This is a genomic window from Ruegeria faecimaris (assembly GCF_900182615.1).
In the GTDB taxonomy this organism is placed as follows: Bacteria; Pseudomonadota; Alphaproteobacteria; order Rhodobacterales; family Rhodobacteraceae; genus Ruegeria; species Ruegeria faecimaris.
The window spans coordinates 1-26,171 of the sequence record NZ_FXTE01000018.1 but is presented as its reverse complement, the minus strand read 5'-3'; the positions used below and the strand labels follow the sequence as shown (position 1 = coordinate 26,171).

General features: G+C 56.6%; 26 protein-coding genes and 2 pseudogenes. 11 read left to right on the top strand and 17 right to left on the bottom strand.

Going from position 1 to position 26,171, the window contains the following annotated elements:
• Positions 1 to 31: 31 nt before the first annotated feature.
• A complete protein-coding gene (locus FN806_RS18835; protein ID WP_142640000.1) occupies positions 32 to 763 on the top strand; it encodes a glycosyltransferase family 25 protein in 732 nt (243 codons plus the stop codon).
• Between the two features lie 71 nt (positions 764 to 834).
• Here FN806_RS18835 and FN806_RS18830 read toward each other — a convergent pair whose 3' ends face one another.
• On the bottom strand, positions 835 to 1,485 hold the full coding sequence (locus tag FN806_RS18830; RefSeq protein WP_142639998.1) for a peroxiredoxin: 651 nt from the start codon (positions 1,483 to 1,485) through the stop codon (positions 835 to 837).
• A gap of 207 nt (positions 1,486 to 1,692) precedes the next feature.
• Here FN806_RS18830 and FN806_RS18825 point away from each other — a divergent pair, with 207 nt between their 5' ends.
• Positions 1,693 to 3,132, top strand: a complete 1,440-nt coding sequence (locus FN806_RS18825; RefSeq protein ID WP_142639996.1) for an aldehyde dehydrogenase family protein — start codon at positions 1,693 to 1,695, stop codon at positions 3,130 to 3,132.
• A 12-nt stretch (positions 3,133 to 3,144) separates the two neighbouring features.
• On the opposite strand, the gene FN806_RS18820 is transcribed toward FN806_RS18825, so the two are convergent.
• From FN806_RS18820 to FN806_RS18810, 3 genes are all read right to left on the bottom strand, one after another.
• The gene (locus FN806_RS18820; protein WP_142639994.1) at positions 3,145 to 4,044 is read right to left on the bottom strand and encodes a cation diffusion facilitator family transporter; all 900 of its coding nucleotides are present in this window, start codon (positions 4,042 to 4,044) and stop codon (positions 3,145 to 3,147) included.
• Between the two features lie 76 nt (positions 4,045 to 4,120).
• Positions 4,121 to 4,972, bottom strand: a complete 852-nt coding sequence (locus FN806_RS18815) for a bifunctional helix-turn-helix domain-containing protein/methylated-DNA--[protein]-cysteine S-methyltransferase (RefSeq protein WP_142639992.1) — start codon at positions 4,970 to 4,972, stop codon at positions 4,121 to 4,123.
• 75 nt (positions 4,973 to 5,047) lie between these two features.
• A complete protein-coding gene (locus FN806_RS18810) occupies positions 5,048 to 6,091 on the bottom strand; it encodes a heme-binding protein (protein ID WP_142639991.1) in 1,044 nt (347 codons plus the stop codon).
• Between the two features lie 210 nt (positions 6,092 to 6,301).
• On the opposite strand from FN806_RS18810, the gene nth reads away from it, so the two are divergent.
• Positions 6,302 to 6,946, top strand: a complete 645-nt coding sequence (gene nth / locus FN806_RS18805) for an endonuclease III (protein ID WP_142639989.1) — start codon at positions 6,302 to 6,304, stop codon at positions 6,944 to 6,946.
• Entirely contained in the window at positions 6,943 to 7,932 is a 990-nt protein-coding gene (locus FN806_RS18800) for an adenosine kinase (RefSeq protein WP_142639987.1), read from the top strand. The genes nth and FN806_RS18800 overlap by 4 nt, the downstream gene beginning before the upstream one ends.
• 56 nt (positions 7,933 to 7,988) lie before the next feature.
• Here the strand turns inward: FN806_RS18800 and trhA are convergent, their stop codons facing one another.
• Both trhA and FN806_RS18790 read right to left on the bottom strand, forming a co-directional pair.
• Positions 7,989 to 8,636 carry a PAQR family membrane homeostasis protein TrhA gene (trhA, locus tag FN806_RS18795; RefSeq protein WP_142639985.1) on the bottom strand — a complete coding sequence of 216 codons (648 nt, stop codon included), beginning with the start codon at positions 8,634 to 8,636 and terminating at the stop codon, positions 7,989 to 7,991.
• Between the two features lies 1 nt (position 8,637).
• A complete protein-coding gene (locus FN806_RS18790; RefSeq protein WP_142639983.1) occupies positions 8,638 to 9,123 on the bottom strand; it encodes an RNA pyrophosphohydrolase in 486 nt (161 codons plus the stop codon).
• Between the two features lie 138 nt (positions 9,124 to 9,261).
• Here FN806_RS18790 and FN806_RS18785 point away from each other — a divergent pair, with 138 nt between their 5' ends.
• Positions 9,262 to 11,289, top strand: coding sequence for an NADPH-dependent 2,4-dienoyl-CoA reductase (locus FN806_RS18785; protein ID WP_142639981.1), 2,028 nt, complete (start codon positions 9,262 to 9,264; stop codon positions 11,287 to 11,289).
• A 51-nt stretch (positions 11,290 to 11,340) separates the two neighbouring features.
• Here FN806_RS18785 and FN806_RS18780 read toward each other — a convergent pair whose 3' ends face one another.
• On the bottom strand, positions 11,341 to 11,949 hold the full coding sequence (locus tag FN806_RS18780; protein ID WP_142639979.1) for a LysE family translocator: 609 nt from the start codon (positions 11,947 to 11,949) through the stop codon (positions 11,341 to 11,343).
• 127 nt (positions 11,950 to 12,076) lie between these two features.
• Positions 12,077 to 12,517 carry a DUF4399 domain-containing protein gene (locus tag FN806_RS18775; RefSeq protein ID WP_142639977.1) on the bottom strand — a complete coding sequence of 147 codons (441 nt, stop codon included), beginning with the start codon at positions 12,515 to 12,517 and terminating at the stop codon, positions 12,077 to 12,079.
• A 228-nt stretch (positions 12,518 to 12,745) separates the two neighbouring features.
• Between FN806_RS18775 and FN806_RS18770 the strand changes: the two genes are divergently transcribed.
• Positions 12,746 to 13,651 carry a LysR family transcriptional regulator gene (locus FN806_RS18770; protein WP_142639975.1) on the top strand — a complete coding sequence of 302 codons (906 nt, stop codon included), beginning with the start codon at positions 12,746 to 12,748 and terminating at the stop codon, positions 13,649 to 13,651.
• 50 nt (positions 13,652 to 13,701) lie between these two features.
• Here the strand turns inward: FN806_RS18770 and FN806_RS18765 are convergent, their stop codons facing one another.
• A complete protein-coding gene (locus tag FN806_RS18765; RefSeq protein WP_142639973.1) occupies positions 13,702 to 14,619 on the bottom strand; it encodes a hydrogen peroxide-inducible genes activator in 918 nt (305 codons plus the stop codon).
• A 97-nt stretch (positions 14,620 to 14,716) separates the two neighbouring features.
• Between FN806_RS18765 and FN806_RS18760 the strand changes: the two genes are divergently transcribed.
• Positions 14,717 to 15,679 (top strand): sodium-dependent bicarbonate transport family permease, encoded by a 963-nt coding sequence (locus tag FN806_RS18760; RefSeq protein WP_142639971.1) that lies wholly within the window; start codon positions 14,717 to 14,719, stop codon positions 15,677 to 15,679.
• Between the two features lie 3 nt (positions 15,680 to 15,682).
• On the opposite strand, the gene FN806_RS18755 is transcribed toward FN806_RS18760, so the two are convergent.
• Genes FN806_RS18755 through FN806_RS18740 form a run of 4 tightly spaced genes read right to left on the bottom strand, consistent with a single transcriptional unit; the run spans position 15,683 to position 18,598 of the window.
• Positions 15,683 to 16,585 carry an OmpA family protein gene (locus FN806_RS18755; RefSeq protein WP_142639969.1) on the bottom strand — a complete coding sequence of 301 codons (903 nt, stop codon included), beginning with the start codon at positions 16,583 to 16,585 and terminating at the stop codon, positions 15,683 to 15,685.
• Positions 16,582 to 17,154 carry a peroxidase-related enzyme gene (locus FN806_RS18750; RefSeq protein WP_142639967.1) on the bottom strand — a complete coding sequence of 191 codons (573 nt, stop codon included), beginning with the start codon at positions 17,152 to 17,154 and terminating at the stop codon, positions 16,582 to 16,584. Before FN806_RS18750 ends, FN806_RS18755 begins: the two co-directional genes overlap by 4 nt.
• Positions 17,151 to 17,879, bottom strand: coding sequence for a GNAT family N-acetyltransferase (locus tag FN806_RS18745; RefSeq protein ID WP_142639965.1), 729 nt, complete (start codon positions 17,877 to 17,879; stop codon positions 17,151 to 17,153). Before FN806_RS18745 ends, FN806_RS18750 begins: the two co-directional genes overlap by 4 nt.
• Complete coding sequence (locus tag FN806_RS18740) at positions 17,876 to 18,598, bottom strand: competence/damage-inducible protein A (RefSeq protein ID WP_142640091.1); 723 nt, start codon at positions 18,596 to 18,598, stop codon at positions 17,876 to 17,878. The genes FN806_RS18745 and FN806_RS18740 overlap by 4 nt, the downstream gene beginning before the upstream one ends.
• Positions 18,599 to 18,647: 49 nt before the next feature.
• Between FN806_RS18740 and sfsA the strand changes: the two genes are divergently transcribed.
• Complete coding sequence (sfsA, locus tag FN806_RS18735) at positions 18,648 to 19,364, top strand: DNA/RNA nuclease SfsA (RefSeq protein ID WP_142639963.1); 717 nt, start codon at positions 18,648 to 18,650, stop codon at positions 19,362 to 19,364.
• Here sfsA and FN806_RS20890 read toward each other — a convergent pair.
• The 3 genes and pseudogenes from FN806_RS20890 to FN806_RS18720 form a co-directional block, all read right to left on the bottom strand.
• A pseudogene (locus FN806_RS20890) lies at positions 19,289 to 20,295 on the bottom strand (DUF3604 domain-containing protein). The gene sfsA and the pseudogene FN806_RS20890 sit on opposite strands and share 76 nt — an antisense overlap.
• A 290-nt stretch (positions 20,296 to 20,585) precedes the next feature.
• On the bottom strand, positions 20,586 to 21,350 hold the full coding sequence (locus tag FN806_RS18725; RefSeq protein WP_142639961.1) for a hypothetical protein: 765 nt from the start codon (positions 21,348 to 21,350) through the stop codon (positions 20,586 to 20,588).
• A complete protein-coding gene (locus FN806_RS18720) occupies positions 21,347 to 22,219 on the bottom strand; it encodes a hypothetical protein (protein ID WP_142639959.1) in 873 nt (290 codons plus the stop codon). Before FN806_RS18720 ends, FN806_RS18725 begins: the two co-directional genes overlap by 4 nt.
• A 369-nt stretch (positions 22,220 to 22,588) precedes the next feature.
• Between FN806_RS18720 and FN806_RS18715 the strand changes: the two genes are divergently transcribed.
• The 3 genes from FN806_RS18715 (at position 22,589) to FN806_RS18705 (ending at position 25,836) form a co-directional block, all read left to right on the top strand.
• Positions 22,589 to 23,425 (top strand): amino acid ABC transporter substrate-binding protein, encoded by an 837-nt coding sequence (locus FN806_RS18715; protein WP_185956747.1) that lies wholly within the window; start codon positions 22,589 to 22,591, stop codon positions 23,423 to 23,425.
• A 190-nt stretch (positions 23,426 to 23,615) separates the two neighbouring features.
• Complete coding sequence (locus tag FN806_RS18710; protein WP_142639955.1) at positions 23,616 to 24,944, top strand: DUF3300 domain-containing protein; 1,329 nt, start codon at positions 23,616 to 23,618, stop codon at positions 24,942 to 24,944.
• 1 nt (position 24,945) lies between these two features.
• Positions 24,946 to 25,836: a DUF2950 family protein gene (locus tag FN806_RS18705; protein ID WP_185956746.1), complete on the top strand. Its 891-nt coding sequence runs from the start codon at positions 24,946 to 24,948 to the stop codon at positions 25,834 to 25,836.
• A 227-nt stretch (positions 25,837 to 26,063) separates the two neighbouring features.
• On the opposite strand, the pseudogene FN806_RS18700 reads toward FN806_RS18705, so the two are convergent.
• Positions 26,064 to 26,171 (bottom strand): annotated as a pseudogene (locus FN806_RS18700) (IS5/IS1182 family transposase); the annotation flags it as partial.

Sequence of the window (26,171 nt, the reverse complement as noted above, 5' to 3'; positions counted from 1 at the left end):
CCCGCCTGACGCGGTGTTCTATGCACGGGGTATGCGATCCTTTGTCATCCATATGTCCTCGAGCACCGCGCGCCGTCCCAATGCTGATCAGCTCTGCGCGGCCCTGCCCAATGCTGAACTGTTTGAGGCCGTAAATGGCCGCGACCCTGACCAGATTTCCGGTGTCGAACTGCATTCCGGAAATCTGCACCGCCCGCATTACCCATTCCCCTTGCGACCCGCAGAAATCGGCGTGTTCGAAAGCCATCGACGCATCTGGCGCAAGCTGGTCGAGGACGATATCGACCTGGCCATCATCACCGAGGATGACCTGCGCATAGATCGGGCGCGAATGGAACAGGCGCTTGGGTTGCTGGCCTCAATCGCCACCCCCGATCACTATATCCGCATCCCCGTAAAACAGCGCGAAGTACCGGCACAGGTCCTGGCAGAACAAGATGGCCTGCGGCTGATCCTACCCAAGGTGATCGGCCTGCAATGCGTATGTCAGATGGTGGGGAAAAACGCCGCCGAACGCCTTTTGGCGACCACCGACCAAATCGACCGCCCTGTCGATACCTTCTTGCAGATGCACTGGCTGACAGACCAGCCGGTTCACGCCTTGCAAGGCAGCGGAAATCAGGAAGTGGCACAGGAAATCGGCGGCTCGACCATTCAGACAAAACCGCCCCTGTCAGACAAATTAACCCGAGAGTTCAAGCGCGCAGCCTACCGCGCCAAGCTGCACCTGCACCCGCAGCGCCCGCCTGCTTCATCTGGCTGAAAATACCTTCCGGGGGGAATCGGGCCACGAAGCGCGATGGGGGGCAGACAGCCCCCCTGACCTGGGCCGTCTTACGACGGCGCCTTGGTCTTGCGCAGATAGGGAAAGATGGTCTCGAACTCGCCAAACTTTGCTTTGGCGTCGTCGTTTGAGACAGCAGGCGGAATGATTACGTCTTCGCCAGGCACCCAGTTCGCCGGCGTAGCCACGCCTTTCGACGACATCTGCAACCCGTCCAGTGCACGCAGAATCTCGGCAAAGTTACGTCCCACAGTCATAGGATAGGTCATCGACAGCTTCAGTTGCTTATCCGGCCCGATGATAAAGACCGACCGCACGGTCGCGCTGTCGGCCGGGGTACGCCCGTCCGGCAAATAGGCCTCGGCGGGCAGCATGTCGAAGGCCTTTGAAACGGCCAGACCATCATCGGCAATGATTGGAAAACCGGGATGCGCGTTGCCATAGGCCTCGATATCCTTTTTCCACTTCTTGTGATCTTCGACGCCGTCAACCGAAACGCCCAGGACCTTGGTGTTGCGCGCGGCCCACTCATCGCTTAGCTGCGCGACGGCCGAAAACTCGGTGGTGCAGACAGGAGTGAAATCCTTGGGGTGCGAGAACAGAATGGCCCAGCTATCCCCAATCCAGTCGTGGAACTGAATGGTGCCCTGATCCGTTTCTGCAGTGAAATTGGGAACGGTGTCGTTGATGCGCAAACCCATGAAGCATCTCCTTTGCTAATTACAAAACCGAGTCGGTTGTCCAGAACCTAATCACTTTGCGCCGATGTTAAACAGTCAGCAAGTCACTTTAGCCCTAGGCCAGACCTCAAAATTCCATTTGATCAAATCGCGCTTGCCGGTTTCCTGAAGGCCTGACACAGTGGCGCCGAACCAAGAATCCCCGTCGCATGGTCAGGAGGATGCACCATGATCGAGAAACGCAATTTTTACATCAACGGTCAGTGGGTTGCCCCATCGGTTACGCATGATTTTCAGGTCATCAACCCCTCGACCGAAGAACCATGTGCCGTGATTTCGCTTGGCGATCAGGCCGATACGGACGCGGCTGTTGCAGCGGCCAAGGCGGCGTTGCCCGGCTGGATGGAAACCCCGGCGGAAACCCGCATCGCGATGGTCGAAAAGCTGATCGCGCTTTATGCCGAACGGTCCGAGGATCTAGCCCAGGCAATGTCGTTGGAGATGGGCGCCCCGATCGACATGGCGCGTAGCCAGCAAGTCGGAGCAGGAAGTTGGCACCTGGCAAATTTCATCCGCGCTGCCAAAGCGTTTCCTTTCGAGCGGCCGCTGGGCGATCACGCTCCCAACGACCAGATCATCTATGAGGCCGTCGGTGTCGCCGCCCTGATCACACCGTGGAATTGGCCAATGAACCAGGTCACGCTGAAGGTCGGTGCGGCTGCGATTGCGGGCTGCACAATGGTTCTGAAACCCTCGGAGCAAAGCCCGCTGAACGCGATGATCTTTGCTGAGCTGATGGATGAGGCCGGATTCCCGCCCGGTGTCTTCAACCTTGTCAACGGTGACGGGGTTGGCGTCGGGTCTCAGCTGTCCACGCACCCCGATGTGGATATGGTCAGCTTTACGGGATCCACCCGCGCGGGCACGGCGATTTCCAAAGCCGCAGCCGATACGCTGAAGAAGGTGCATTTGGAACTGGGTGGCAAGGGTGCAAACGTGGTCTTTGCCGATGCGGATGAAAAGGCCGTCAAACGTGGCGTGCTGCACATGATGAACAACACCGGTCAAAGCTGTAACGCCCCTAGCCGGATGCTGGTTCAGCGTCCCATCTATGACGCGGCGGTGGAAACCGCAGCTGAGGTTGCCAAAGGTGTCACCGTTGGCCCGGCGATGGAAGAAGGCCGCCATATCGGCCCGGTTGTGAACGAGCTGCAATGGGGCAAGATTCAGGACCTGATCCAAAAGGGTATCGACGAAGGCGCGCGCCTTGTCGCTGGTGGCACTGGCAGGCCTGAAGGGCTGAACAAGGGCTATTACGTGCGGCCCACGGTCTTTGCCGACGTCAACAACCAGATGACCGTCGCCCGCGAAGAGATCTTTGGACCGGTTCTGACCATGATCCCCTTCGATACCGAGGAAGAGGCCATCGAAATCGCCAATGACACACCTTATGGGCTGACCAACTATGTCCAGACGCAGGATAACGTCCGTGCCAACCGCATGGCCCGCGCTTTGCGGTCGGGTATGGTCGAGATGAATGGCAAATCCCGCAGCGCGGGTTCCCCGTTCGGCGGCATGAAACAATCCGGCAACGGGCGCGAAGGCGGCGTCTGGGGGCTGGAGGATTTCCTTGAGGTCAAGGCCGTCGGCGGCTGGGCTGCCGAGTAACCCACCTGCCGTCTAACCTGTTTTCGGGGCCCGTGCGCTATCTGCGCCGGGCCCTTTAGACTCTGAATCCGGCTCGAGATGAATCACAAAAACCGATCCGGGGAACTGATCGGTCAAAGCGTCTTCGATATCGTCACAGATATCATGGGCCGTCGCCACGCTCATGCCACCGTCAACGACCAGATGGAACTCGACAAAGATCATGCTGGCGGATCGACGGCCCCGCAGGTCGTGATATTCCAGCGCCCGGCCCAGATTTGCATCGATGATGCTCCGCACCTCATCCAGTTCGGGATCAGTAAGGGACACGTCCATCAGACCGTCAATCGACTTGCGAATGACCTTCCATCCCTCCCACAGAATGTTCAGGGCGACCAGAATGGCCAGGATCGGGTCCAGGATCAGCCAGCCGGTGGCAAGGGCCAACACCAATCCGATGACAACGCCCACCGAGGTGAACACATCGGTAAAGATATGCTTTGCGCTGGCCTCAAGCGCCGGAGAGGCGTACTGCCGCCCGACCCGCAGCAACATATAGGCCCAGGCACCGTTCAAAGCGGTTGCCAGCACATTGATTGCCACCCCGGTCAGCGGGGCCTGGTCCAGATGCGACGATGACAGCGCGGCAACGGCCTCTCGCAGGATTAGAAGCGCCGCCAGCACGATCAGCACACCTTCGACAACAGCAGACAGGTATTCGGCTTTCTTGTGCCCAAAGGGGTGATTATCGTCAGGAGGTTTGCCGCCGATCGAAACCGCAAAGAACGCCAGCAAGGCCGCGACCACATTGACCACGGATTCCATCGCATCGGACAACAAGGCGACCGATCCCGTCAACCACCAGGCCAACAGTTTCAAGGCCAGAACCGCGATGGAAATCGGGATCGACCACAGGGCAAATTTCTGGATCATCGCTTTGGTGTCCTGCAACCTCAGCAAAGGTTTATCACTTTGTTCGACGATCCGTATGGCTTTTTCTGATCAGAAATCAAGCGTCTGCTTGTGCCGCCTCATAGGCCAGCATGGCGCGTTTCACCGGCAGGCCCCAATGATACCCACCCAGCCCCCCGGATTTTCGCAGCGCGCGGTGGCAAGGGATCAGCCAACTGACCGGGTTTCGACCCACGGCCGTCCCGACGGCGCGCACAGCTTGCGGTGATCCCACCCGTTGCGCGATCTCGGAATAGGTTGTGACCTGCCCCGAAGGGATATGCATCAGCGCTTCCCACACTTTGATCTGTAGGGGCGAGCCAATCAAATACAGAGGCGTTGGTTCCAATCGGTCGCTCACCGCGCCAAATGCACTGAGCGCCCAGGGCCGCAGGCGCATCGGGTCCTCGACGAAATTTGCATTGGGCCAACGCGACAACATATCCGCCATGGCATTTTCTTCGCCGCTTTCGGCCCCAAAGGCCATTCCGCAGATGCCCTTGTCGGTGCCCATCACCAAAGCAGGACCAAAAGGACATTCAAACCATCCCCAATAGATGGTCAAACCGGCACCCCTACGGGCGTATTCGCCGGGGCTCATGGATTCCCATTTCAGGAACAGATCATGCAGGCGACCGCTGCCGGACAGGCCCACATTCAGAGCGGTTTCCAGTGTCGTGAACCGCTCGCGCAGCAACGCCTTGGCATGGCCCAGCGTCAGATATTGCTGATACCGCTTGGGCGATACCCCGGTCCAACGTGAGAACAGGCGCTGGAAATGCGCGGGGCTCATATCCATCTGCTTTGCCAGTTCCTCAAGACTCAGGGCCTCTCCACCCTGATCAATCAGGTCAATCGCCCGGCGCATGACATTATAATGATAGCCGCTTTCTGGGGTCTGGACATTCATGGTCGCACTCCTTCGATAGACAGAAGATGGCCTGTTACCGACCAGAGTGCGACCCGATTCTTGCGCTATCTGCCCTCAGACCTGCGGGATAACGGTATAGGGTGCCGCCTCTTCCGGGGGTGCAACCTTTTCCATGACGTTGATGCTGACATGCGGCCAGCGGATCAGACCGGGCTTCCCGTCAAAGCGTGGGAAGAAATCCAGACCGACATTCTGCAGATACATCATCAGCAGCTTGGGTTCACCGCCAATTCCCGGCTCGTCCAGTTCCATGATCCAAAAGATCGAATCCATCACCGCCGCGTTGGCTTGTTTGACAACAAACGGAATGTTGACGATCCCAGCATCCTCAAGCGCGGTGTTGAACGGCAATATCGTGGTTTTTTTCACATTGTTCGGTATTCCAGCTGCCAGCAACAGATGCGGATGCACAGGGTCGAAGCCTGGGAACCCCGGGGCGGTCACAACGCCGTTGAACGGATTATCGTGATAATGTTTGTAGGGCGAAAGATATCCGCTGTTCAGGTCCTTTGTGGCCCCTTCGGGCAGCCCGTCCACCACCGGAATCGTTGGCGGTCCATCGATCTCGCTCGCTTCTCCAAGACCTAACAACGAGTCGCCATGTGGCACCGTTCCCAAACGTGCAACGTTCAGATTGTTTGTGGTCAGATTGGTCATATGCAGGAACAGACCGGGCTCGTGATGGATGGCCAGATCGGCAGGTCCCGCCAGTCCGCTGTCGGGGCGATCTTCAGCCGAGAGCTGCGCGATGGACTGCTGATAATCCAGCGTGACCACAAACTGATCGGTGTTAATGGTCGGGTCTCCTGAGGCCGGGTTCGGACGCTCAATCCCGCGGTTTGGAACCGCTTTGTCAACGGTCGTGAATTGAAGCGTTTCCTCGAATTGATTAACCAGCAGACGGTAGTTGAGACGGCTGCCAGGCTCGGTCGCAAACGGAAGCGCGATCATGTTCCAGCCACGTCCGCGCGTGCTGTCGCCGTTCTTCCAAACTCCGGGCAGTAATTTCAGGGGGCCGAGGTCTTCGTCGCCTTGATGGGCCAGCTCAACAGACCGATAACGGGACTGCAGTTTTGCGGCAAGATCTGGGTTCGCCATGGATCAACCTTTCAATAATTAAATAAAATATCCGCCAATGCGGGAAAAATGCGCTGAAATAAAATTAGGCTGCGCATGGCAAGAATAGCACGAATCAGGCTTACCCTACGTAATCCAAAACCCACAGCTATCCGCTAAGCAGATTCTTGCTTGTGTGGTTACCCGAGCCATCGGCTTGCCCTGCGCCGCAATACGTGCATACGTCGCCGCATGGCCAAGCAACTTGATTACCACACTATCCGAGAGATTTTTACCCGCTTTCAGCAGACTGACCCGGAACCTGAGGGTGAGCTAGAGCATGTGAATGTCTATACTCTGGTCGTAGCGGTGGCGCTGTCTGCACAGGCCACCGATGTCGGCGTCAACAAGGCTACGCGCGCCCTTTTCAAAACCGCCGACACCCCGCAAAAGATGCTGGACCTGGGCGAAGATGGCCTGATCGAGCATATCAAAACCATCGGTCTATTCCGCCAAAAGGCAAAGAACGTCATCAAGCTCAGCCGTATTCTGGTCGAAGAGTATGACGGCGAAGTTCCCAATTCCCGCGCCGCGTTGCAATCGCTGCCGGGCGTCGGGCGTAAGACCGCCAATGTGGTGTTGAACATGTGGTGGCGCTATCCGGCGCAGGCCGTGGATACGCATATTTTCCGTGTCGGAAACCGAACAGGCATCTGTCCGGGAAAACATGTGGATGCGGTTGAACGCGCAATCGAAGATAACATCCCGACCGACTTCCAACTGCACGCACATCACTGGCTTATCTTGCATGGCCGGTATCACTGCAAAGCACGCAAACCTATGTGCGGAACCTGTATCATCCGCGATCTCTGCCAATTCGAGGACAAGAACCTATGAAAACCTACCAGCTCACCGGTATTGGAAACGCCGTTGTGGACGTGATCTCTCAGGCCGATGACAGTTTTCTGGAACTGATGGGCATCGAGAAGGGCATCATGCAGCTGATAGAACAGGAGCGAGGTGAACTTCTTTACGCCGCTATGGAAGGCCGCGTGCAAACGCCGGGCGGATCCGTTGCGAACACGATTGCCGGTGCCGGCGCACTGGGACTGAGCGCAGCCTTTATCGGACGCGTACATGATGATGCGTTGGGACGATTCTACGCAGAGGCGATGCACGAGGACGGTGTGGATTTCGTGAACCCGCCCGTACCGGGTGGAGAGCTTCCGACCTCGCGCTCGATGATTTTTGTCTCACCCGACGGTGAACGGTCGATGAACACCTATCTGGGGATTTCCTCGGAGCTTTCCTCGGCGGATGTGTCAGCCGAGGTCGCGGGTAACAGCCAGATCATGTTCCTTGAAGGCTATTTGTTCGACAAGGAAAAAGGCAAAGCTGCGTTCCTTCAGGCCGCACGGGATTGCCACAAGGGCGGCGGCAAGGCCGGGATCGCCATTTCTGACCCGTTCTGTGTTGAACGGCACCGGGTCGATTTCCTGCTGCTGATCGAAAATGAACTGGATTTTGTGATCGGCAACGAGGCCGAGATCAAATCCCTGTTCGAAACCAACGATCTTGAGGATGCACTGGCGAAAACCGCCGATATCTGCCCTCTGGTGGTCTGCACCCGGTCAGGCGACGGGGTAACTGTGCTGAATGAAGGTCAGCGCTTTGACATTCCGGTGGAAAAAATCGTTCCCGTCGACGCCACCGGCGCAGGCGACCAATTCGCAGCCGGGTTCCTGTTTGGCATGGCCACCGGGCGCGACTATGAGACCTGCGCCAAGATGGGCAATGTCTGCGCCCGTGAGGTGATCAGCCATATCGGCCCGCGCCCCAAGGCGGATATGATCGATTTGCTCAAGCAGGGCGGCTTGCTTTAATCGGATCAGGACTGGCCTATAGTATGTGGGAGGGGGCAGAGCCCCTCCCCTCACGGTTATCTCTGCACGAACAGGGCGATCCAGACGCCTACGAACATGAATATGCCGCCAAGATTGACCCAAGTGTGCCAAATCGCATAGCGGAAAGGCAGTGTCTTGCGGGCATAAAAGACTGTGCCGATCACGTAGCTTGCCGCCCCGGCCAGAATGCACCACAGGACTGAAACGGGGACATCTTTCAGATCGGGTATGGCGCACAGCCCCAGCGCGCCCAGACCCAGATAGGATGCTGTTGACCATCGGGACTTGACCGTCTTGTTGGCGATCTTGTTCCAGATGGCCACCACAGTCAGCCCCCAGCACAACCAGAGCAAAGTCATGGTCCAGCCGGTACCGGCCAGCAGGAAAAAAGGTGTGAAGGTGCCGCAGATACTGGAATAGATTGCGGCATGGTCTATGCGTCGCAGCAGCTGCCGACGCTGGTGCCAGCGGGAAAAGTGATAAAAACACGAGGCCAGATTAGAACCCAACGCACAGGCTACATAAACCAGAACCGCAAGAACAAGCCCGCTGTCGAGCATCAGGTACGATTTGCGGATCAGCGCTCCGCCAGCGGTCAAAATCAACGCCAGACCGATAAGATGCACGACCAGATCGGCGCGGCGGTGGCATGGGTCCGGACTGGGATAGGTCTGTGGGATCATGTCAGTTCAGGTGATCCGAAAACGCTGCAACCACGTGTTCATACACGTCGCGTTTGAACGGCACGATTTCGGCAACCAGCTGGCCCGGTTTCTGCCATTTCCAGCGAGTGAATTCGGGATGCTCAGTCTGAATGTCGATCTGATCGTCGCGGCCAGAGAACCGCATCAGATACCATTTCTGCTCTTGACCCCGATACCGACCTCTCCAGATCTTCGGCACGATGTCATGCGGCAGATCATAGGGCAACCACCCCTCGGTCTCGGCGATGATCTCGACCAGATCTGCCGTGACGCCGGTTTCTTCCCACAGCTCGCGCAGCGCTGCATCGCGCGGGTCTTCACCCTGGTCCACACCACCCTGAGGCATCTGCCAGGCGTCCTTGTGGCGGTCGTTGCGCTGGCCGACGAATATCTTACCCTCGGCATTCATCAACATCAGCCCGACGCAAGGGCGGTAGGGCAGTTTGGCAATCTCTTCGGGGGTCATACGCGGCCTCGTAAACATGCTTTGGAGCGTCTGTAACAAGCAGCGGGCCCAAGGCAAAGGGTATGACGTTAGGTTTCGCGTGACAAAGATGACGCGAAGGTCAATCTGGCAGCCAAATTCTATAAGGGAGAGTTCTGGATGACTGCATACCCAAACATGCTGGCCCCGCTGGATCTGGGCTTTACCACGCTGAAGAACCGCGTGCTGATGGGCTCGATGCATACCGGGCTTGAGGAGACCGGCGATTGGAATCGGGTGGCCGAGTTCTATGCCGACCGCGCGCGCGGTGGCGTGGCGCTGATGGTGACTGGAGGGATTGGACCAAATCTTGAAGGTTCGGTACTGCCGGGGGCATCAATGATGACCAACGACAAAGAAGTGGCAAACCACTCAATCGTCACCCAACGGGTGCATGAGGCCGGTGGCAAGATCGCGATGCAGATCCTGCATGCGGGGCGCTATGCCTACGGGCCGAAATGTGTCGCACCCAGCCCAGTGAAATCTCCGATCTCTCCTTTCCCGCCGACCGAGCTGGACGAAGAGGGTATCGAGAAACAGATCAGCGATATCGTGAACGCCGCGGTCCTGGCCCAGAAAGCGGGCTATGACGGGGTCGAGATCATGGGGTCCGAAGGGTATTTCCTCAACCAGTTTCTGGTGACTCACACCAACAAGCGCGAGGACCGTTGGGGTGGCTCTTACGAGAACCGGATGCGCCTGCCGATCGAGGTCGTGCGCCGCACGCGCGAGGCCGTCGGCACGGAATTCATCATCATCTACCGCTTGTCGATGATTGACCTGGTTCCCAACGGATCTACTCATGATGAGGTTGTGGAACTGGCGCAGCGGATCGAACAGGCCGGCGCCACGATCATCAACACCGGCATCGGCTGGCACGAGGCGCGGATTCCCACCATTGCCACCAGCGTTCCGCGCGCGGCCTTTGCTTGGGTGACCAAAAAGCTGATGGGCAAGGTCTCGATCCCGGTCATTACGTCAAACCGGATTAACACGCCGGAGGTCGCCGAAGAAGTTCTTGCCACGGGGTGCGCCGACATGGTCTCGCTGGCCCGCCCGATGCTGGCAGATGCGGATTTCGTTAACAAAGCCATCGCTGCTGAGGCGGCGACGATTGCACCCTGCATCGCTTGCAACCAGGCCTGTCTGGATCACACATTCCAGGGCAAACTGACCTCGTGCCTGGTAAACCCGCGCGCTTGTCACGAAACCGAACTGGTGATCACACAGGCCGACAGCGTGAAGAAAATCGCCATCGTAGGGGCGGGCCCGGCAGGCCTGTCCACCGCAATGACCGCCGCGCAGCGTGGCCATGACGTGACCATTTTTGACCGTGCCCGTGAGATCGGCGGCCAGTTGAACATGGCCAAGCAGGTTCCGGGCAAAGAAGAATTCTGGGGTCTGGTCGAATGGTACCGCACCATGATTGCCGATTTGGGCATTAAGGTAGTGCTTGAGCGCGAAGTGGGCGCCGACGATCTGACTGGTTATGACGAGGTGGTAATTGCCACCGGTGTCGTTCCGCGTGATCCGAAAATCCCTGGTCAGGACCGAGACAATGTCGTCGATTATATCGACGTCCTGCGCCACAAGACCCCGGTTGGCAAATCAGTGGCCGTGATCGGAGCAGGTGGGATTGGCTTTGACGTGTCCGAATTCCTGCTGGAAGAAGGCCACAGCATCACCACCGACTTGCCTGCCTGGATGAAGGAATGGGGCGTTACCGACCCGGCCGAGCATCGCTCGGGGCTGGCACCTGAAGGGCCACAACCTGCCGCCCCCGCGCGCCAGGTGACTTTGCTGCAGCGCAAGGCGCAAGCCCATGGCAAAGGGTTGGGCAAGACCACCGGCTGGATTCATCGCGCAACGCTGAAGATGAAAAACGTCAATTTCGTCGGTGGCGTGAATTATGAGCGGATCGACGATGACGGGCTGCATGTGAGTTTCGGCGAAGCACGCGAGAACCCGACAGTAATTGCGGTGGATACGATTGTTCTGTGCTCGGGCCAGATCTCGGACCGCAGCCTGGCGGATACGTTGATCGAACGTGGCATCACCCCTCATGTGATCGGCGGCGCGGATGTTGCAGCCGAATTGGACGCCAAACGGGCCATCAATCAGGGCACGCGGCTGGCAACCACTTTCTGATATGCCTTGGCCCGGTCCAGAACCGGGCCAATCGCTCTGCTGGTATTGGGGTCAGTCGGCCAGCGCCAGCTTTGCACCCAATGCCCCAAAGGCCCCGGCGAAACAGCGCCTGACCCAAGCCATGACAGTGGGCCGCTGGATCACATAGTCGCGTGCCACCGCAGCGAAAGCGCCATAGCCAACAAAGACGACAAAGGTCATGGCCATGAAGGACAAGGCCAACTTGATCAGCTCTGCTTCGGCGGCACCTGTACCGGCGGGAATGAATTGCGGCAGAAAGGCCAGAAAGAACAAAGATAGCTTGGGGTTCAACACATTGATCAAGGTGCCCGTGATTGCAATCTTCACATACCCTTTTGCGGGTTTCTGGCTCTGTACATCCAATGCTCCGCCTTGCCGGACGATCCCCCAGGCCATGTAAAACAGATACAGCACCCCAAGGTATTTTAGCACCAGAAAGGCCAGCGCGCTGGTATGCAGCAGGGCCGCAAGACCGACGATACTGGCCAGCGCAGCAGGTACGATCCCTATGGTACAGCCAATCGCCGCCGCAAAACTGGCCCAAAAGCCACGCCCCAACCCAACCGCAAGCGTATAGATCACGCCGGTGCCCGGTAAAAGCACAACGATCAGAGACGTCAGTAGGAACTCTGTCGACATCCTAGCCCTCCCTTTCCTAGCACGCAGAATTTCCGGTTCGAAAGGAAAAGTAAACGCCATACATCACTGTGGCCCGGCGACATTCCTGAAAGCCCGCCGGATACCAATAGCAGAAGTCTCTTATCGCTTATTCAACGGTTATCGTAATCACGTCAGACACGATGGGCGTGGAATGCGGTACATGACCTGCATCGCCCAGAACCAGCTGCAGCGTATGTTCGCCCGCTGCCATATCCAGCGTTACCTCGGTCTGGCCACCGCCGAAATGGATATGATTGTCATCCGCGGGCAGACCATAAGACAACTCATCCGCACCGTCCTCTCCCTGCCCCAAAGGCGGTCGGTCGATCAGCAGATGATGATGCCCGGTGTTTTCCTTTTCAGTACCCGCCGGCGCGACCCCCATGCCGCTGAGGCCAAAGACCACGGTGATCGGAGATTGGACAACGTCGCCGTCAGACAATTTCACAAAATAGACCTGCGCTTCGGGGTTTGATGGTGTTTCACCCCCGGCCAGAGCAAATGTCGCCGACAGGCAGGTTGCGGCAATAGCTAAAACAGCTTTCATAATCTTCTCCGTTGTCACAAATTTGCCATCCTCATGGTAGCATGTTTCGGCCCGAAATCGAGGATACCCGTTGTCAAAAGGCTTGTGGCCCATATGGAAACCACTGTTTCAGAGTTTCCCAAGCGCAAACGATCCGATTCAAATCCCTGATATTATCCCATGTCCGCCCTGTTTCCGCCCAGATTTGACGTAAAGATCAGTTAAAGAACCTACACCTGGGGAACAAGAATGGACCGACTGACCGAAATGGAAGCCTTCGCCAACGTGGTGGACCAAGGCGGTTTCACCGACGCGGCCAAGAAAATGGGCATCTCAAAATCGGCTGTGTCCAAGCACGTTTCCAGCCTGGAAGCACGCCTGGGCGCAAGACTTCTGAACCGCACGACGCGCCGCGTGTCACCAACCGAAATCGGGCTGGCCTATTATGACCGGGCCCGCCGCGTTCTGAATGACGCGGGCGAGGCTGATGCGCTGGTCACCTCGATGCAATCTGCCCCCTCTGGTCTGCTGCGGATCAGTGTGGCGACAGATTTCGGCGTCAATCACCTGTCTCCGGTTCTGTCGGGATTTCTAGCTGCCTATCCCGACATCACGGTGAATATGGTGCTGAACAATCGCTATGTTGAGCTGATCTCGGAAGGGTTCGACGTTGCCGTGCGGATTGGTGAGCTGGAAGACAGCACATTGCGCGCCCGCAAGCTGACCGAAACCGTCAAGCGGATGGTCGCCGCGCCCACCTATATCGAGAAATTCGGGCGTCCGCAAAAGATCGACGACCTGAACGAACACAAGCTGTTACATTATTCCAGCCAGTCTTCGGGCAATGTGTGGAAACTGACCGCACCTTCGGGTGAAAAACGTCAGGTTCGCACCGCCGGGTGGCTCAGCGTGAATGATGGGCAATCCTTGTTGAACGCTGCGGTCTCAGGGCTTGGGATCGCGCATCTGCCCAGCTATCTCTATTCCGACGCGCTGAAGTCGGGCGAAGTTGTCGACGCAATGCCGTCGCTGCCCGATGAAGTGCAAGGCGTTTATGCCGTCTACCCGCCCGGTCGCTTTACGCAGCCCAAGGTGCGGGCATTCATTGATTTCCTCGTCGATGCCTTCAACGAAAAAGGCCCGATGGACTGGTAATTTCTCCCGGTGGAAACTGAACGGCCCGCACAAGTAGTGTGGGCCTTTTTTTATTCGCTGAACACGGCCAGCCCCATACTCTGCGCGACTGTACGCAAGGATTGGATCAGGATATTCTGTCCGGGCAGATTAGCTTCTTTTCTGCGAGAAAGAAGCGCGATATCGCGGTTGGCATTTGTTATGGTCAACGGGCGCAAATGGACCTCATCGCGGTAAATCCCCTGACGTCTTGCATACAGGTCCGGCAACACCGCAACCCCAACCCCCGAGGCCGCCATCAGTACAATGGAATCAAGCGTGGTCCCCTCGTATTCATCCGACACAACCCCACCGCATTCCGCCGCCAGCGCATAGACGATCCGGGACAGACGGTGACTTTGGTCCAAGGTCAGGATCAGCCGGTCGCGCAAGTCTTGAGCCGTAACACCATACGTATCATTTGACAGCACATCGTCTACGGCAACTCCAATCCACAGAGTCTCGTTGAACAAGCGCTGCTGGATTGTGTTCGGGTGATCCTCGGGCGTAGAAAGGATCAGATCAAACCGACCAGATTTAAGTCCTTGTTCCAGATCACGGGTGTTTTCCTCGCGCACGACAATGCGCAGACCGGGGCGGTCCTGATGGACCTTTTTGATGACCTGAGGCAGCAGGTAGGGCCCGATTGAGGGCAACACGCCCAGCCTTAGCCGTCCTGAGACCGGTGTCTCGCTGCTCATCGCGTGGCGCAGATCCCGGACTTCGGCAAGGATCTTCTGGGCGCGTTTGATGAACTCTTCGCCTTTGGCCGTCACCTGAACGCCGCCCCGGTTGCGATCAAAGATGCGCAGGCCAAGCTCTTGTTCTACAGAGGCAATTTGCGCCGAGAGGCTGGGTTGGCTGACATTCAGAACCTCAGCTGCCAATCCAAATCGACCCAGTCGGCTGACCGTAACGATATATTCCAGTTGCCTTAGTGTTGGGCGCATTTCATAGCTTTAAACTATTCAAAATTTAGAAAGATAATATTTGGATAACAAAAATAGGCAAGGCACTTAGCCCGTGAAATCGGGACAGGAGCCAAAAATGCCCAGCGTGATCGAAACCCTTTCCAGCAACCTGCTGGTCCCAACCATCCTTTTCTTCGTCCTCGGGCTGCTAGCAGCTCTTGCCCGCAGCGATCTGTCGATCCCCGGTGGGGCAGCCAAGTTCATGTCGCTGTATCTGCTGTTGGCCATCGGCTTCAAAGGCGGCAGCAGCCTGGCCGAGCATGGCATCCACATGGATCTGTTCCTGACTTTGCTAGGCGGTGTGGCGTTGTCTTTTGTCATCCCCTTTGTGGCATTCGGCCTGCTCCGGGTCATGACACGGCTGGACGCGTTGAATGCGGCGGCTGTTGCCGGGCATTACGGATCAATCTCAATCGTGACCTTCGTCACCGCAACCAGCCTGCTGGATTTTGTGGGTCTTGATCATGACGGCTTCATGGTTGCTGTCGCCGCCGCGATGGAGGTTCCCGCCATCCTTTCGGCCCTTTGGCTGGCGCATAAAACCAGCAGCAAGGGCGTCAATGACAATGGGCTGTGGCGCGATCTGTTGGCAAACGGGTCGATTGTCCTGTTGACCGGGGCCTTTCTAATTGGCGCTGTTACGGGTGGCGAAGGGATGCAGATGATTGCGCCGTTCATCGTCACACCCTTCACCGGCATCCTGTGCCTTTTCCTTCTGGATATGGGCATTTCCGCAGGGCGCAGCCTGATCAATAATCGCGATAAACTCTCGCTGGGTCTGTTTGCCTTTGGTATGCTGATGCCCCTGATCGGCGCTGCGATGGCTTGGGCGGTCGGGGCGGTGATCGGCCTACCTGACGGCAGCCTGTTCCTGTTCATGGTCCTGTCCGCATCGGCCTCCTATATCGCTGTGCCCGCGGCGATGAAGATCGCGCTGCCAAAGGCCGAGGCCGGGATCTATCTGACCCTGTCGCTGGGCGTGTCCTTCCCGTTCAACATCACGATCGGGCTGCCACTGTACCTGTGGTGGGTGATGTAGGGATCAGTTGATCAGCAGAACCGCCTCGACCCGGCGGTTCAGTTCGCGACCTTCGGGCGTTGCATTCGAGGTGATCGGGGCCAGATAGCCGATCCCCCGCGCCTCGACCCGATCGGCGGCCACGCCGTATTTCTCGATCAGCCGGGCGCGCACGGTTTGCGCCCGGCCCGTGCTGACCGAAATATTGGCCTCGAGTGCGCCGGTATCATCCGTGTGCCCGACCAGAGCCAGCCGCGTTCCGGGATTGTCCGACAAATACTGCGCAACCTTGTTCAGAGAGCCGAAAGGCCCCTCACCCAGGGTTATTTCGCCCGTGCGGAAATGCAGATCGCCCAGAATCACGTGGCCCTCTTGCGCAAGCTCTTCCAACAGCCCCTGCGCCTGATCGACCTCTTCTTCGATCACCAGCGGAGGCGCGGCCTCGGCCCCCTCAGGTGACACGCGGATCATCTGCACATAGCCATCGGGCGGGTTTCGGCTGACCAAAAGGCTCAGGACTTCGTCGCCCTTGGCAGCGGACAAAAAGCGATAGTCCTGGATGGCCACATACATGTCAGGCGTCGGGACAACCTCGGTTCCAAAGCGAAAATCGAAGCCACCGCAACTGCGGGCGTCGCAGTCAAAGATAACCTCATACCCCTGGGCTTTGATCTGTTCCCGCAACGGGGCGAGCAGCTGCAAAGTGGTGCTGGACCCGGCCTGCAGCCGCCAGGTATAGCGCTCGACCCGCCCTTCGACCCGGCGCGCTGGGACTGTTCCGTCGACGTAGGGGCCGGTGGGCAGGTCATAGCTGTCGAGCGGGCTTGTGCGGTCGCTGACCAGACGCGCGCCCGAAGGCAGCGTCAGCTCTTGGCCGACAACGGGCGACGCAATGAGCAACAGGAATATGGCGAGGCGGCGGATCATCTTGATTGGGCGTGATACTCGGGGTTGGGGGCCATCGCGGTCGCGCTTGCAACACGGTTCGACATGTTGAAAAAGCCGGTCACATTGGCAATGTCCCAGATATCGCGGTCGCTAAACCCGGCATCCCGCAGGACCTGTCGGTCAGGCTCTTCAATCTTGGTGCTTTCGGTGGTCATTTTGGCCGCGAAATCCAGCATGGCACGCTGCCGCTGATCCAAAGGCGCAACCCGGTAGTTCATGACCAGCATTTCGCCCAGTTGCGGATCACCCGACAACTGCCTGACAGCCGCCCCATGTGCGACAAGGCAATAGAAACACTTGTTTATTGCAGAAACGACCACTGCGATCATCTCGCGTTCAAGCTTGGACAACCCACTATCCGCCAGCATCAGATCATTATACATCGCGGTAAACGCGTTCAGCTTGTCGATGTCAAAGGCATAGGCCCGCAGAACGTTGGGCACAAAACCCAGCTTTTCGACGCAAATGTCGAAATATTTCTGCGTCTCCGGCGGTAGCGGATCCACCATCGGAAGGTTCAGCGCGGTGGGTGGGGTAAGATCGGTCACTTTGGGTTCTCTCCTTCAGCCAGCTGACGGTAATGGTATTCTCCGGCAAGCTCCATCCCAAGCGCGCGATAAAGGCCATTGGCCCCCGCATTCGCCTTGGTGCAAATCACGCTGAGCGTCCCGGCGCCCTGATCCTGTGCCCAGAGCGCAGCCGCGCGCATCGCCCATTGGCCCAGGCCCTGACGGCGATGAGCGGGCAAAATCTCAAGTGCGTGGACCATGGCCACGTCCCCATGCATCGCAACAAATCCAGTACCAGCAGGTTGGTCACTATAGCGAAGCAGCAGGCCGGTCTTTGGACCCGGGGCTCGCTCCATCACGGCCAGCCGCTCTGGTCCAATCCCGCCCTCGGCCCAGATCTCACGCATGATTGCCAGCGGCTCCCATATCGAGAACACCGTTACGCGGGGGAGCGGAAGATCAGTCAGATGCCCAACCGGGCAGGTGTAAATATTGACCGGATCCAACACGGAATAGCCCCGGCCTTCAAGCTGCGTATCCAACGCCTCGTCCCCTGACCACAGGCAAAAGATGCGCTTTTGTCCCAGTGCCTGCATCGCGACCTCGGCCGCCGCTATATCCTCATCCGAGGCAGGCCCCAGCGCATTGGCCGCACTTACCCGCGATCCGCCGCCCAGACCCTGACGCACCAGAAACGGCCCCAGCTTTTGGCGCTGCGCAGATGGCCATGTACCCTCGACGACGTCAGGCCAGGTAACGCTCACAGACCAAGCTCTTTCGCCAACCGGGTTGAGGCCGCGTCGATCCGGGCACCTTCGGTTCCGCGAATGACCACATTGGCGCCAAACACACCGTTGATCTGAAACGGATAACACCCGATGGACAGATCCTGAAAATCCGCTGCGAGTGCCGCAAGGGGGGCGGCGATATCGCCTTCGCCGCGATCCACCCGTAAGGTTTGGGACAGCAGAGGAACACCGCCGGTCAGACCCGGCAATACACTCGCCACCATCGCCTGAAAGACCGAGGGCACCCCAGCCATCACATGAACATTGCCGATGGTAAAGCCTGGCGCAGTCGACACCGGATTGTCGATCAGCGTGGCACCATCAGGGATGCGCGCCATGCGCAAACGGGCAGCGTTCAGTTCCAGCCCGGATTTCTCGTAATGCGCTTCAAGCAAAGCGCGGGCATCGTCGCGGATGTCGATATGCGCGCCAAAGGCACGGGCGATGCAATCGGCGGTGATATCATCATGGGTCGGTCCAATCCCGCCGCTGGTGAAGACATGATCAAACTTTGCCGACAACGCCTGAACGGCGGCTTCGATTGTAGCGGCGTCATCGCTGACCACACGGACCTCTTTCAGGTCGATCCCCTGCTTGGTCAGCTCCTGCGCGAGATAATGCATGTTTGCATCGCGGGTGCGACCCGACAGGATTTCATCCCCGATCACCAGCATGGCTGCGGTTGGATTTTGCATGGCCTGCGCCCCCTTGATCGACCCTTTCCGCAGGTATAGGCCCTGAAGCATGCGATTTGAAACCCCTCTTGTCCCCGCCCACCTGATCCGCCGCTATAAACGCTTTCTGGCCGATTGCAGGCTTGAGGACGGGCGCGAGGTGACAGCGCATTGCGCCAATCCCGGCTCGATGATGGGACTGGCCGAACCGGGCGAGAAAATATGGTTGGAGCCCAATGACGACCCGAAGAAAAAGCTGAAATATGGCTGGCGGCTGGTCGATCACGAAAACGGGCATTTCACCGGCGTGGATACATCCGTCCCGAACCGGGCGTTGCGCGCGGCATTGATCGCGCGGGAGATCCCCGAACTGGCAATCTATGAAACTGTGCGCCCCGAGGTGAAATACGGCGAGAACAGCCGCGTTGATTTCCTGCTGACCCAGCCGGGCCTTCAGGACGCTTATGTCGAGGTCAAATGCGTGACCCTGTCTCGCGAACCCGGTCTGGCCGAATTCCCCGACAGCGTCACAGCGCGCGGAACCAAACATCTAGGGGAACTGACAGCTATGGTGGACGAGGGGCATCGCGCAATCCTGCTGTATCTGGTCCAGCGCACCGATTGTGAGCGAATTGCATTGGCCGCAGATATCGACCCGACCTATGCAGCGGCGTTCGAGGCGGCCCAAGCTAGGGGTGTCGAGAAACTGGTCTACGGCACACGGATATCGCCTGAAGGGGTTTGGGTAAACGTGACCGAAAGCCAATTGTTCATGCAGAAGCGTTGAAGGGGTAGTTTGAGCCCAAAGCGGACTAAGTAAATTCTGGTTTCAGCCTTATAATAATCGTTCCTGCCAGATTGACGATGTGTATGCCTCTCTTGTATCGACCGTGGGGCTTCGTCAGGGATCTCCGTTCCGAGCACTTTGGCATCGTATGTTGTCCAACGTGGCGTTGGTATTGCCAACACTCTGGCATAGTAGAAAGAGCTTTGTTCCGGATCGTAATCGGGGTCTTCCCAATACCCGGATAGAATTGCCTGACCAATATCGTTTGTCCAAGTAGCGCTCTCAACGTCAACCGTGTCGCCAACGGGTCCGCCACACTTCGCGTTCACTAGTTCGCGCCCGCCGCAAGATATATCGTAAACGCGTTCCGAAGTTGTCCCGTTGCTATTTAACCACCCTTTGACGATCTGAATGCGGTCTAGATTGGCTCCATCGGGACGCCTCCTTCATATCCATACGCGGCAAAATCAACACGCGGCAGGTCCGTATCTTCAAAATCGTATCCGGCAAAAACGCGAATGCGCATGCGCGGACCTATGGTTGCGTAGACTTCTTTCCGAGCAAGAGCGTGCCAAATGGCCTCGCGTGTGTTTTCTCTTGCCCAAACTGCCGCCATTCCCGACGCCGAAGTTTGCCATGCATATTGGGCAACCTTCTCGTCGCCACCGATGCCGCCCACGACTTCTTCGAAACGGATCGGGTTCGCAGTGGGTTCAACGGCAGCGTTAAGTTGTTGCCCAAACTCAGGCGTGAAAAGCGTGGCGTCTTTCGCTGCCAACAGCGGCGCGAGACCCAAGTTCTCAGCGTGATCGGCAACTACCAAAAAGTCCAATGGTCTGCGCAGCCTAGCTTCGACACCGGTGCTGGATATCACCACCTCGCCCTTGGCAAAGCGGTAGGCTTCTTCAGGGCCTAGCACATTGTCGATCATACCGGCATCTGCAGAGTCGGACGTATGCAAATGAGTGTCGCCAAGAAAGACCTGATTGGGGAAGCTCTGCCGTGGATAAGGTGAATACTGCCTGTCGCCGGGTTGAGTGCTCGGGATGTCCTCGGCATGGGCGCAAAAAGCAAGCAAAATGGTAAGAACAGATGCAAAATGGATCATTTTTGACCTCATCTATTGCACGAATGATGCTACGTTGAATGCATATTTCTACGACTCGTTCCTGTTCTTCGAAATAATTAAATTCTATCTGCCGCACTAACCGTTGACTAGGTTCAGCGGGGCGGAGGTGGAAGCACCTTCTTCGACTGGAGTACCTGAAGGATGTCAATAATCGCCTCAGTACTCGTTTCGATTGAACCTCGGAAGAACAGTCCGACGCCACCTTCCCCTAACTCCCGTGTGCCACCGGCGTCGTAAGTTGGCGAGAGAGAGACAAGTTCGGGAGGTAGTTCTGGGCATACCGGGTTTCTTTGAAGTATTGCGTTCGCGGTCTCGATGAATACCTGCCGAACCTTTTCGACATTACCCTTTGCATCGGACGACTCGGTGAGTTGATCCGGAGCAAGTCTCAGGTCATCCAAACGGAAAAAAAGGCAGTCATCTTTGAATTCGGCCGAAGCGGAAGCACCCACCGTCAAACCACCAGCGAAAGTGTTCTCGCCGCGTATAGATCCACCGCCGCTGCGGCTTTCGCATCGGAAAAGCTCTGCTTCGATCCTCCCACTTAGCGAAATCACTGTATCGTCGGCACGGGCCGTTGCTTCGGTCACGCCGATCAGTGCGTTGCAGACATCTACAAACGCGGCTCGTTTGAGTTCCTCTACAAGTATTTCGTTTGCTCGGCGTAGGTCTATGACACTTTCGATTGAGATCCTTGTCGCGTTCACATCTTTTAGTCTCAATGCCAGATCAACGGGAAACTCACGATCTCCTAGCTTGACGTCCCCGTTTGCTTCGAAGGTAACCTCTTCAGCCAGCAGCGCGGATCCGAAAAGCCCGGCAGTAGCTAGTATCAGAAGAAAGATCCGATCCATCATCCTGCCCCCCCAACAATACCGCGAGATTGCATAACCGCCAGGAGTTCCATCATCGTCATCGCACTGGTGTCGATTGAGCCGCTCAACGCAACACCGATGCCACCGTCACCAATTTCTCGTGTACCGCCGGCGTCGAGAACCGGATTCAACGAAGAAAGCTCCGAAGGCATCTCCGGACAAATCACATTCTCTTCGGTGAACTCCTTTGCCTTGGTGAGAACGACCTCCTCGACACGCTCCGTGAGACCAATTAGGTTAACCAACCCGCCGACAAACCCAGTAGGTTGAAGCACGACGTCGGCAAGATCAAAGTGAACGCATTGATCTTGAACATTGGCGCGTGCCGCTGCGGCGATCCCAACAGTCGTCGAGATAAAGCGAACTCCACGCCCGTTGGTTCCCTCGGATTCTTCGTTTCGACAACGATAAAGCTCGACGTCCACTGAGCCTACGAGTTCAATGAGATCACCGCTGGCGCGGGCATCGTCGAGTTCAAAGTCAACATTCAAAGAGCAACTTTGTTCCAGAGTACCCGACAGAAGTGCGGGCGCTTGGACTTGGATTTCTCGCAGATCTAAGAGCCCCCGGAAACCTAGGCGCGTTGACGTCACACTGCTGATGCCCGCGTTAAATGTGTAAGGTAGGTTTTTCCCACGAGCGGGAATCTTGTTTGAGATGCTAAATTGAACTTCCCCGGCGTAGTCGCTTGGCGACGCATTCTGTGCACTGGGTCGAGCGTTCAACTCGGACTTCAAAAGTTCTGGGTTCGTGGTTGCGCAGGATGCGAAGAACAGCAAACACACAAAGGCAAAAGGTACGGTTTTACGCGCCCCAAGTTCCGCCAAACTCCGTTGTAGTTCTATTCCCATTACCCTTCGCTCAACCTCACCGTTGAATATCAACCCTACCGTACAGCGTCACGGCGAAGGTCAACAGTTTGCACCACGAAAATATACTGGTGCGGTGTTGTGTTGTCGCAACGACTTGCAGTTGACGCGGGTCCTTTGAAACTTCGAGCATAAGCTCTGCCCACAAGACTTTTCGCTCGCATTAAGCCCTGAGAAGGAGCAGATGCATTCGGGCCTCTGCCAATATTGCGAGGGTATGCTTTCGATTCGTCGCCATGCCAGCACCTCTCATCAACAAACCGACTCCTCGGCGACACAATGTGTTTTACTCTCGACACAGGGTGCTTTTCACCTCCACAAGGGTGTTACGCCACTAAAGAGGGAAAAACCATGCGCTTGCTTTCTATACTTATTGTGACGGTTCTATTCACAACCGGCGCGGTTGCCCAAACAATCGACAGGATAACAAAAAACAACGAAATCCGATTTGGTTTTCGAACAGATGCTGCTCCGTTGTCTTACATTAACGACCAAGGTCGCCCGTTTGGTCTGTCGCCGTTGATTTGCGATCAAGTAGCGAAGGTAATTGCGCAGAAACTGGAATTGAAGGATTTGAATGTTCAGTTCATTCCGGTCGACTCTAAGGATCGTTTCGACAAAGTTGCTTCCGGAGAGGTGGATATGCTCTGCGGGGCAGCGTCGATTACACTTTCCCGACGCGAAATTGTTGATTTCTCAATTCCAACTTATGTCGATGGCACGTCCATATTGTTACCGATCGAGGCTGAAGGCACCATGGGTGCACTCGCGGGAAAGAAGGTTGGAATGAGAAGCAGCACAACAACAGAGGCGTCCGTTCTGAATTCATTTGAAGCTGCAGGTATCGACGCAGAAATGGTGCGGTTCGCTTCACACCCAGACGGTATCAAAGCACTTCGAGACGGTGAAATTGACGCCTATTTTGCAGATCAGTCGATTTTGCTGGTCAACTACATTGCTGCGGGACTAAAGGGCAAATTCAAACTATCCCAGGAAATACTGACGATAGAAAAGCAAGGATTGGCCATCGCGAGGGGTGACGATAACTTTCGACTCGTTGTCGATAGTATTCTGTCAGAAATGTATGCTCAGGGCACAATGGAAGAGATATTTCGTCTCGCTTTGCCGGGGGTGGAGCCGAGCGAAGCACTAAAAGCTCTGTATGTTTTCGCCCCCATTAATCCCTGAAGCTTGTCGCGCAAAACAGTTTTGTCGGGAGTTAATCGCCCTGCGCAATAGAAGCTGGCCTTGTAAGTAAATTGACGGCTCAAGCCAGCTTGACCAATGACCGTGTTTTACTAAATGATCCTCCATTTGGCAGGCCAGTTGCCAGAATCACGGTCTTAGGCGATCCTTCGATAAATTGAAGGATCGCAATATGTTTAGATATATAATATTTGCTCTCAGTTTAAGCGCATCTAACGCCCTGTTTGCACAAGAGGCGTCCGATACTGTTGCAACGGAGGTTACGTCTGAGACTTCATCCGATCTTCTATCTGATGCTGAGTTGCAAACTTTGGTCGCCCCGGTGGCTCTTTTTCCCGACACTCTACTCATACAGATATTTGTTGCGGCCACTCAGCCACTGGAGATTGTTAAGGCAGAACGATATTTGTTGGATAACGCCGACCGCGACCCCGTAGAGCTCGAGCCGGAAATCGAAGCTATGGGCTGGGATCCGTCTGTAAGTGTATTGGCCACGGCGTTCCCCGAAGTCGTCGGTCAAATGGCCACCCACATCGATTGGACCGAGACAGTCGGCACCGCCATGCTGGCCCAGTCCGACGATGTACTGGATGCGGTGCAGGTAATGCGGGATCAGGCAATTGACAGCGGAGCTCTTGTTTCCGGGCCCGAGCAAACTGTCGAGGTATCTGATGAAGAAACGGTTGTAATTACTCCGACACAACCCGAAACAGTGTACGTCCCGCAATATAATCCCGAGACTGTCTATACCGGCCCGTCGACCGGGGACGTAGTGGGCGCGGCCTTGCTGACATTTGGCACCGTGGCGCTGATCGACGAGATTTTCGACGATGACGACGATTGGTATGACTATTGGGGGTGCCGGAATTGCGGCGGATGGGGCGGTGGCCCGATATACAGAAACCCGGACATCGACATAGACGTCGACGGCAACGTCAATATCGGTAACGATATAGATCTTGGTGACCGAACTGATATCGGATGGAAACCCGATCCTGACCGAAAAAAGGAAGCCCGGGACAAGATCGCTGATCACAAAAGGCCGGAAGGTGGTCGCGGCGACCTGCCTGTCAACCGCCCCGAGGGTCGCACGGACGAACTCCGCGCAAAACTGAGCCGTGAATCCGGTGCTGCAGACATTAGCAGGGGAGGCGCGGCAGCAGTTGCAGCTGGTGCAGGGGCGGGGGCTATCGCGAGCGGTGCTCTGGCCAATCGAGGTAGTGGGGGCAAGTCCTTGCCGCAGGTGAATCGCGGTAACGTTGATCGGGACAAGGCTGCTGCCAAGCAGCAGGCCATCGATCGGACTAAACGGCCAGATGCGGCGAAGAAGCCTGTCAAAAAGAAACCGCAAGCAGCTAAGAAACCTCAGGTAAAAAAGGCCACGGCTCAGCAAAAACCCGCTGCGTCCAAAGGTAAGGCTATGAAGAAAAAATCTTCAGGCGGCAAAGCTCACAAGGCGTCCAAACGGGGACATGCTGCCAAAGGCAAGGGGAGGCGGTAACATGCGTAAATCTGTTTTTTCTATTTTAGTGATCGCAGTGGCTACAGGACCGGCGTTTTCCGACGGTGCCCTGTTCGAAACTCCGCAAACCGCGCTGGACGCTTTTGTCGAAGCGTTAAGGGCCGATGATCAGAATAAGCTGCTCGAGATTTTCGGACCAGAGGCAGAAGATCTAATCGGAACGGGTGATCCGGTGGAAGATCAGCAAAGAAGGCAGGAAGTGCTTGGCATGTATGCTGAAGGATACCGCTTTCAGCCCGAGGATGATGGGGTTTTTCTTCTGCTTGGCGAAGATAGTTGGCCCTTTCCGATCCCAATTCTGCAAGCTGAGAATGGTTGGAAGTTTGATTTAGAAGCCGGGGTAGAGGAGCTTTCCGCCCGTGAAATCGGACTGAATGAATTGGAAGTAATCGAAACGCTTGAGGCCTATGTTGATCTTCAGGCGGCGTTTCGTCTTGTGGACCACAATGGCGATGGCGTCATGGAATTTGCCCAAACGATCATATCGGATCCCGGCGCACGAAACGGCCTCTTCTGGCCAGAAGAAGACAGTTTTGTCGGCGAAGCCCTTGCCCGCGCCACCGCCTCGGGGTGGAGCGACGGTACGGATGATTTCGAACCTGAACCTTTCCTCGGTTACTACTTCGCAATTTTGCAGCGGCAGGGACCAAATGCTCCGGGTGGTGCCTATTCCTATTTTGTCGGCGATCGGTTCGTGGCGGGTCACGCCTTGCTTGCGGTGCCTGCGGACTACGGAGAAACGGGTATCCATTCTTTTCTCGTGGGTGAAAACGGCACCGTGTTCGAAGCGGACTTTGGGCCGGATACGCTTGAAATAACAGCTGAGATATCGACCTATGATCCCGGCCCAAATTGGTCACCAGCCGAGTAAATTTAGATTGGCGGCGACGCTTAGTTGCCGGGCCTTGGTTTGACCGCTTTTTTTGCCGTGTGCTGGTGTAGATTGAATGCAATTTTCGACTTAAGTGACTCTGGTTCGGGAAGGATCGATTTTGGGAAATCTAATTAATCGATGAAATAATTGCCCTTGATTCAATTCGACCCAATTTGCCCGCAATGGTTTGACCGAATGGCCGCTTTGTCCGCTAGGGTCAGGACTCATAGCCAATAGATGACGAGAGCTGCGATGGCGATTGCTGAGAGGAAGACCTTCGGGCACCTGTCGTAACGGGTTGCCACACGGCGCCAATCCTTGAGCCTGCCAAA

Excerpts from the sequence above, each read along its gene's own strand:
- FN806_RS18835 (WP_142640000.1), top strand. The coding sequence starts at position 32 with ATGCGATCCTTTGTCATCCATATGTCCTCGAGCACCGCGCGCCGTCCC.
- FN806_RS18830 (WP_142639998.1), bottom strand. The coding sequence starts at position 1,485 with ATGGGTTTGCGCATCAACGACACCGTTCCCAATTTCACTGCAGAAACG.
- FN806_RS18825 (WP_142639996.1), top strand. The coding sequence starts at position 1,693 with ATGATCGAGAAACGCAATTTTTACATCAACGGTCAGTGGGTTGCCCCA.
- FN806_RS18820 (WP_142639994.1), bottom strand. The coding sequence starts at position 4,044 with ATGATCCAGAAATTTGCCCTGTGGTCGATCCCGATTTCCATCGCGGTT.
- FN806_RS18815 (WP_142639992.1), bottom strand. The coding sequence starts at position 4,972 with ATGAATGTCCAGACCCCAGAAAGCGGCTATCATTATAATGTCATGCGC.
- FN806_RS18810 (WP_142639991.1), bottom strand. The coding sequence starts at position 6,091 with ATGGCGAACCCAGATCTTGCCGCAAAACTGCAGTCCCGTTATCGGTCT.
- nth (WP_142639989.1), top strand. The coding sequence starts at position 6,302 with ATGGCCAAGCAACTTGATTACCACACTATCCGAGAGATTTTTACCCGC.
- FN806_RS18800 (WP_142639987.1), top strand. The coding sequence starts at position 6,943 with ATGAAAACCTACCAGCTCACCGGTATTGGAAACGCCGTTGTGGACGTG.
- trhA (WP_142639985.1), bottom strand. The coding sequence starts at position 8,636 with ATGATCCCACAGACCTATCCCAGTCCGGACCCATGCCACCGCCGCGCC.
- FN806_RS18790 (WP_142639983.1), bottom strand. The coding sequence starts at position 9,123 with ATGACCCCCGAAGAGATTGCCAAACTGCCCTACCGCCCTTGCGTCGGG.
- FN806_RS18785 (WP_142639981.1), top strand. The coding sequence starts at position 9,262 with ATGACTGCATACCCAAACATGCTGGCCCCGCTGGATCTGGGCTTTACC.
- FN806_RS18780 (WP_142639979.1), bottom strand. The coding sequence starts at position 11,949 with ATGTCGACAGAGTTCCTACTGACGTCTCTGATCGTTGTGCTTTTACCG.
- FN806_RS18775 (WP_142639977.1), bottom strand. The coding sequence starts at position 12,517 with ATGAAAGCTGTTTTAGCTATTGCCGCAACCTGCCTGTCGGCGACATTT.
- FN806_RS18770 (WP_142639975.1), top strand. The coding sequence starts at position 12,746 with ATGGACCGACTGACCGAAATGGAAGCCTTCGCCAACGTGGTGGACCAA.
- FN806_RS18765 (WP_142639973.1), bottom strand. The coding sequence starts at position 14,619 with ATGCGCCCAACACTAAGGCAACTGGAATATATCGTTACGGTCAGCCGA.
- FN806_RS18760 (WP_142639971.1), top strand. The coding sequence starts at position 14,717 with ATGCCCAGCGTGATCGAAACCCTTTCCAGCAACCTGCTGGTCCCAACC.
- FN806_RS18755 (WP_142639969.1), bottom strand. The coding sequence starts at position 16,585 with ATGATCCGCCGCCTCGCCATATTCCTGTTGCTCATTGCGTCGCCCGTT.
- FN806_RS18740 (WP_142640091.1), bottom strand. The coding sequence starts at position 18,598 with ATGCAAAATCCAACCGCAGCCATGCTGGTGATCGGGGATGAAATCCTG.
- sfsA (WP_142639963.1), top strand. The coding sequence starts at position 18,648 with ATGCGATTTGAAACCCCTCTTGTCCCCGCCCACCTGATCCGCCGCTAT.
- FN806_RS18725 (WP_142639961.1), bottom strand. The coding sequence starts at position 21,350 with ATGATGGATCGGATCTTTCTTCTGATACTAGCTACTGCCGGGCTTTTC.
- FN806_RS18720 (WP_142639959.1), bottom strand. The coding sequence starts at position 22,219 with ATGGGAATAGAACTACAACGGAGTTTGGCGGAACTTGGGGCGCGTAAA.
- FN806_RS18715 (WP_185956747.1), top strand. The coding sequence starts at position 22,589 with ATGCGCTTGCTTTCTATACTTATTGTGACGGTTCTATTCACAACCGGC.
- FN806_RS18710 (WP_142639955.1), top strand. The coding sequence starts at position 23,616 with ATGTTTAGATATATAATATTTGCTCTCAGTTTAAGCGCATCTAACGCC.
- FN806_RS18705 (WP_185956746.1), top strand. The coding sequence starts at position 24,946 with ATGCGTAAATCTGTTTTTTCTATTTTAGTGATCGCAGTGGCTACAGGA.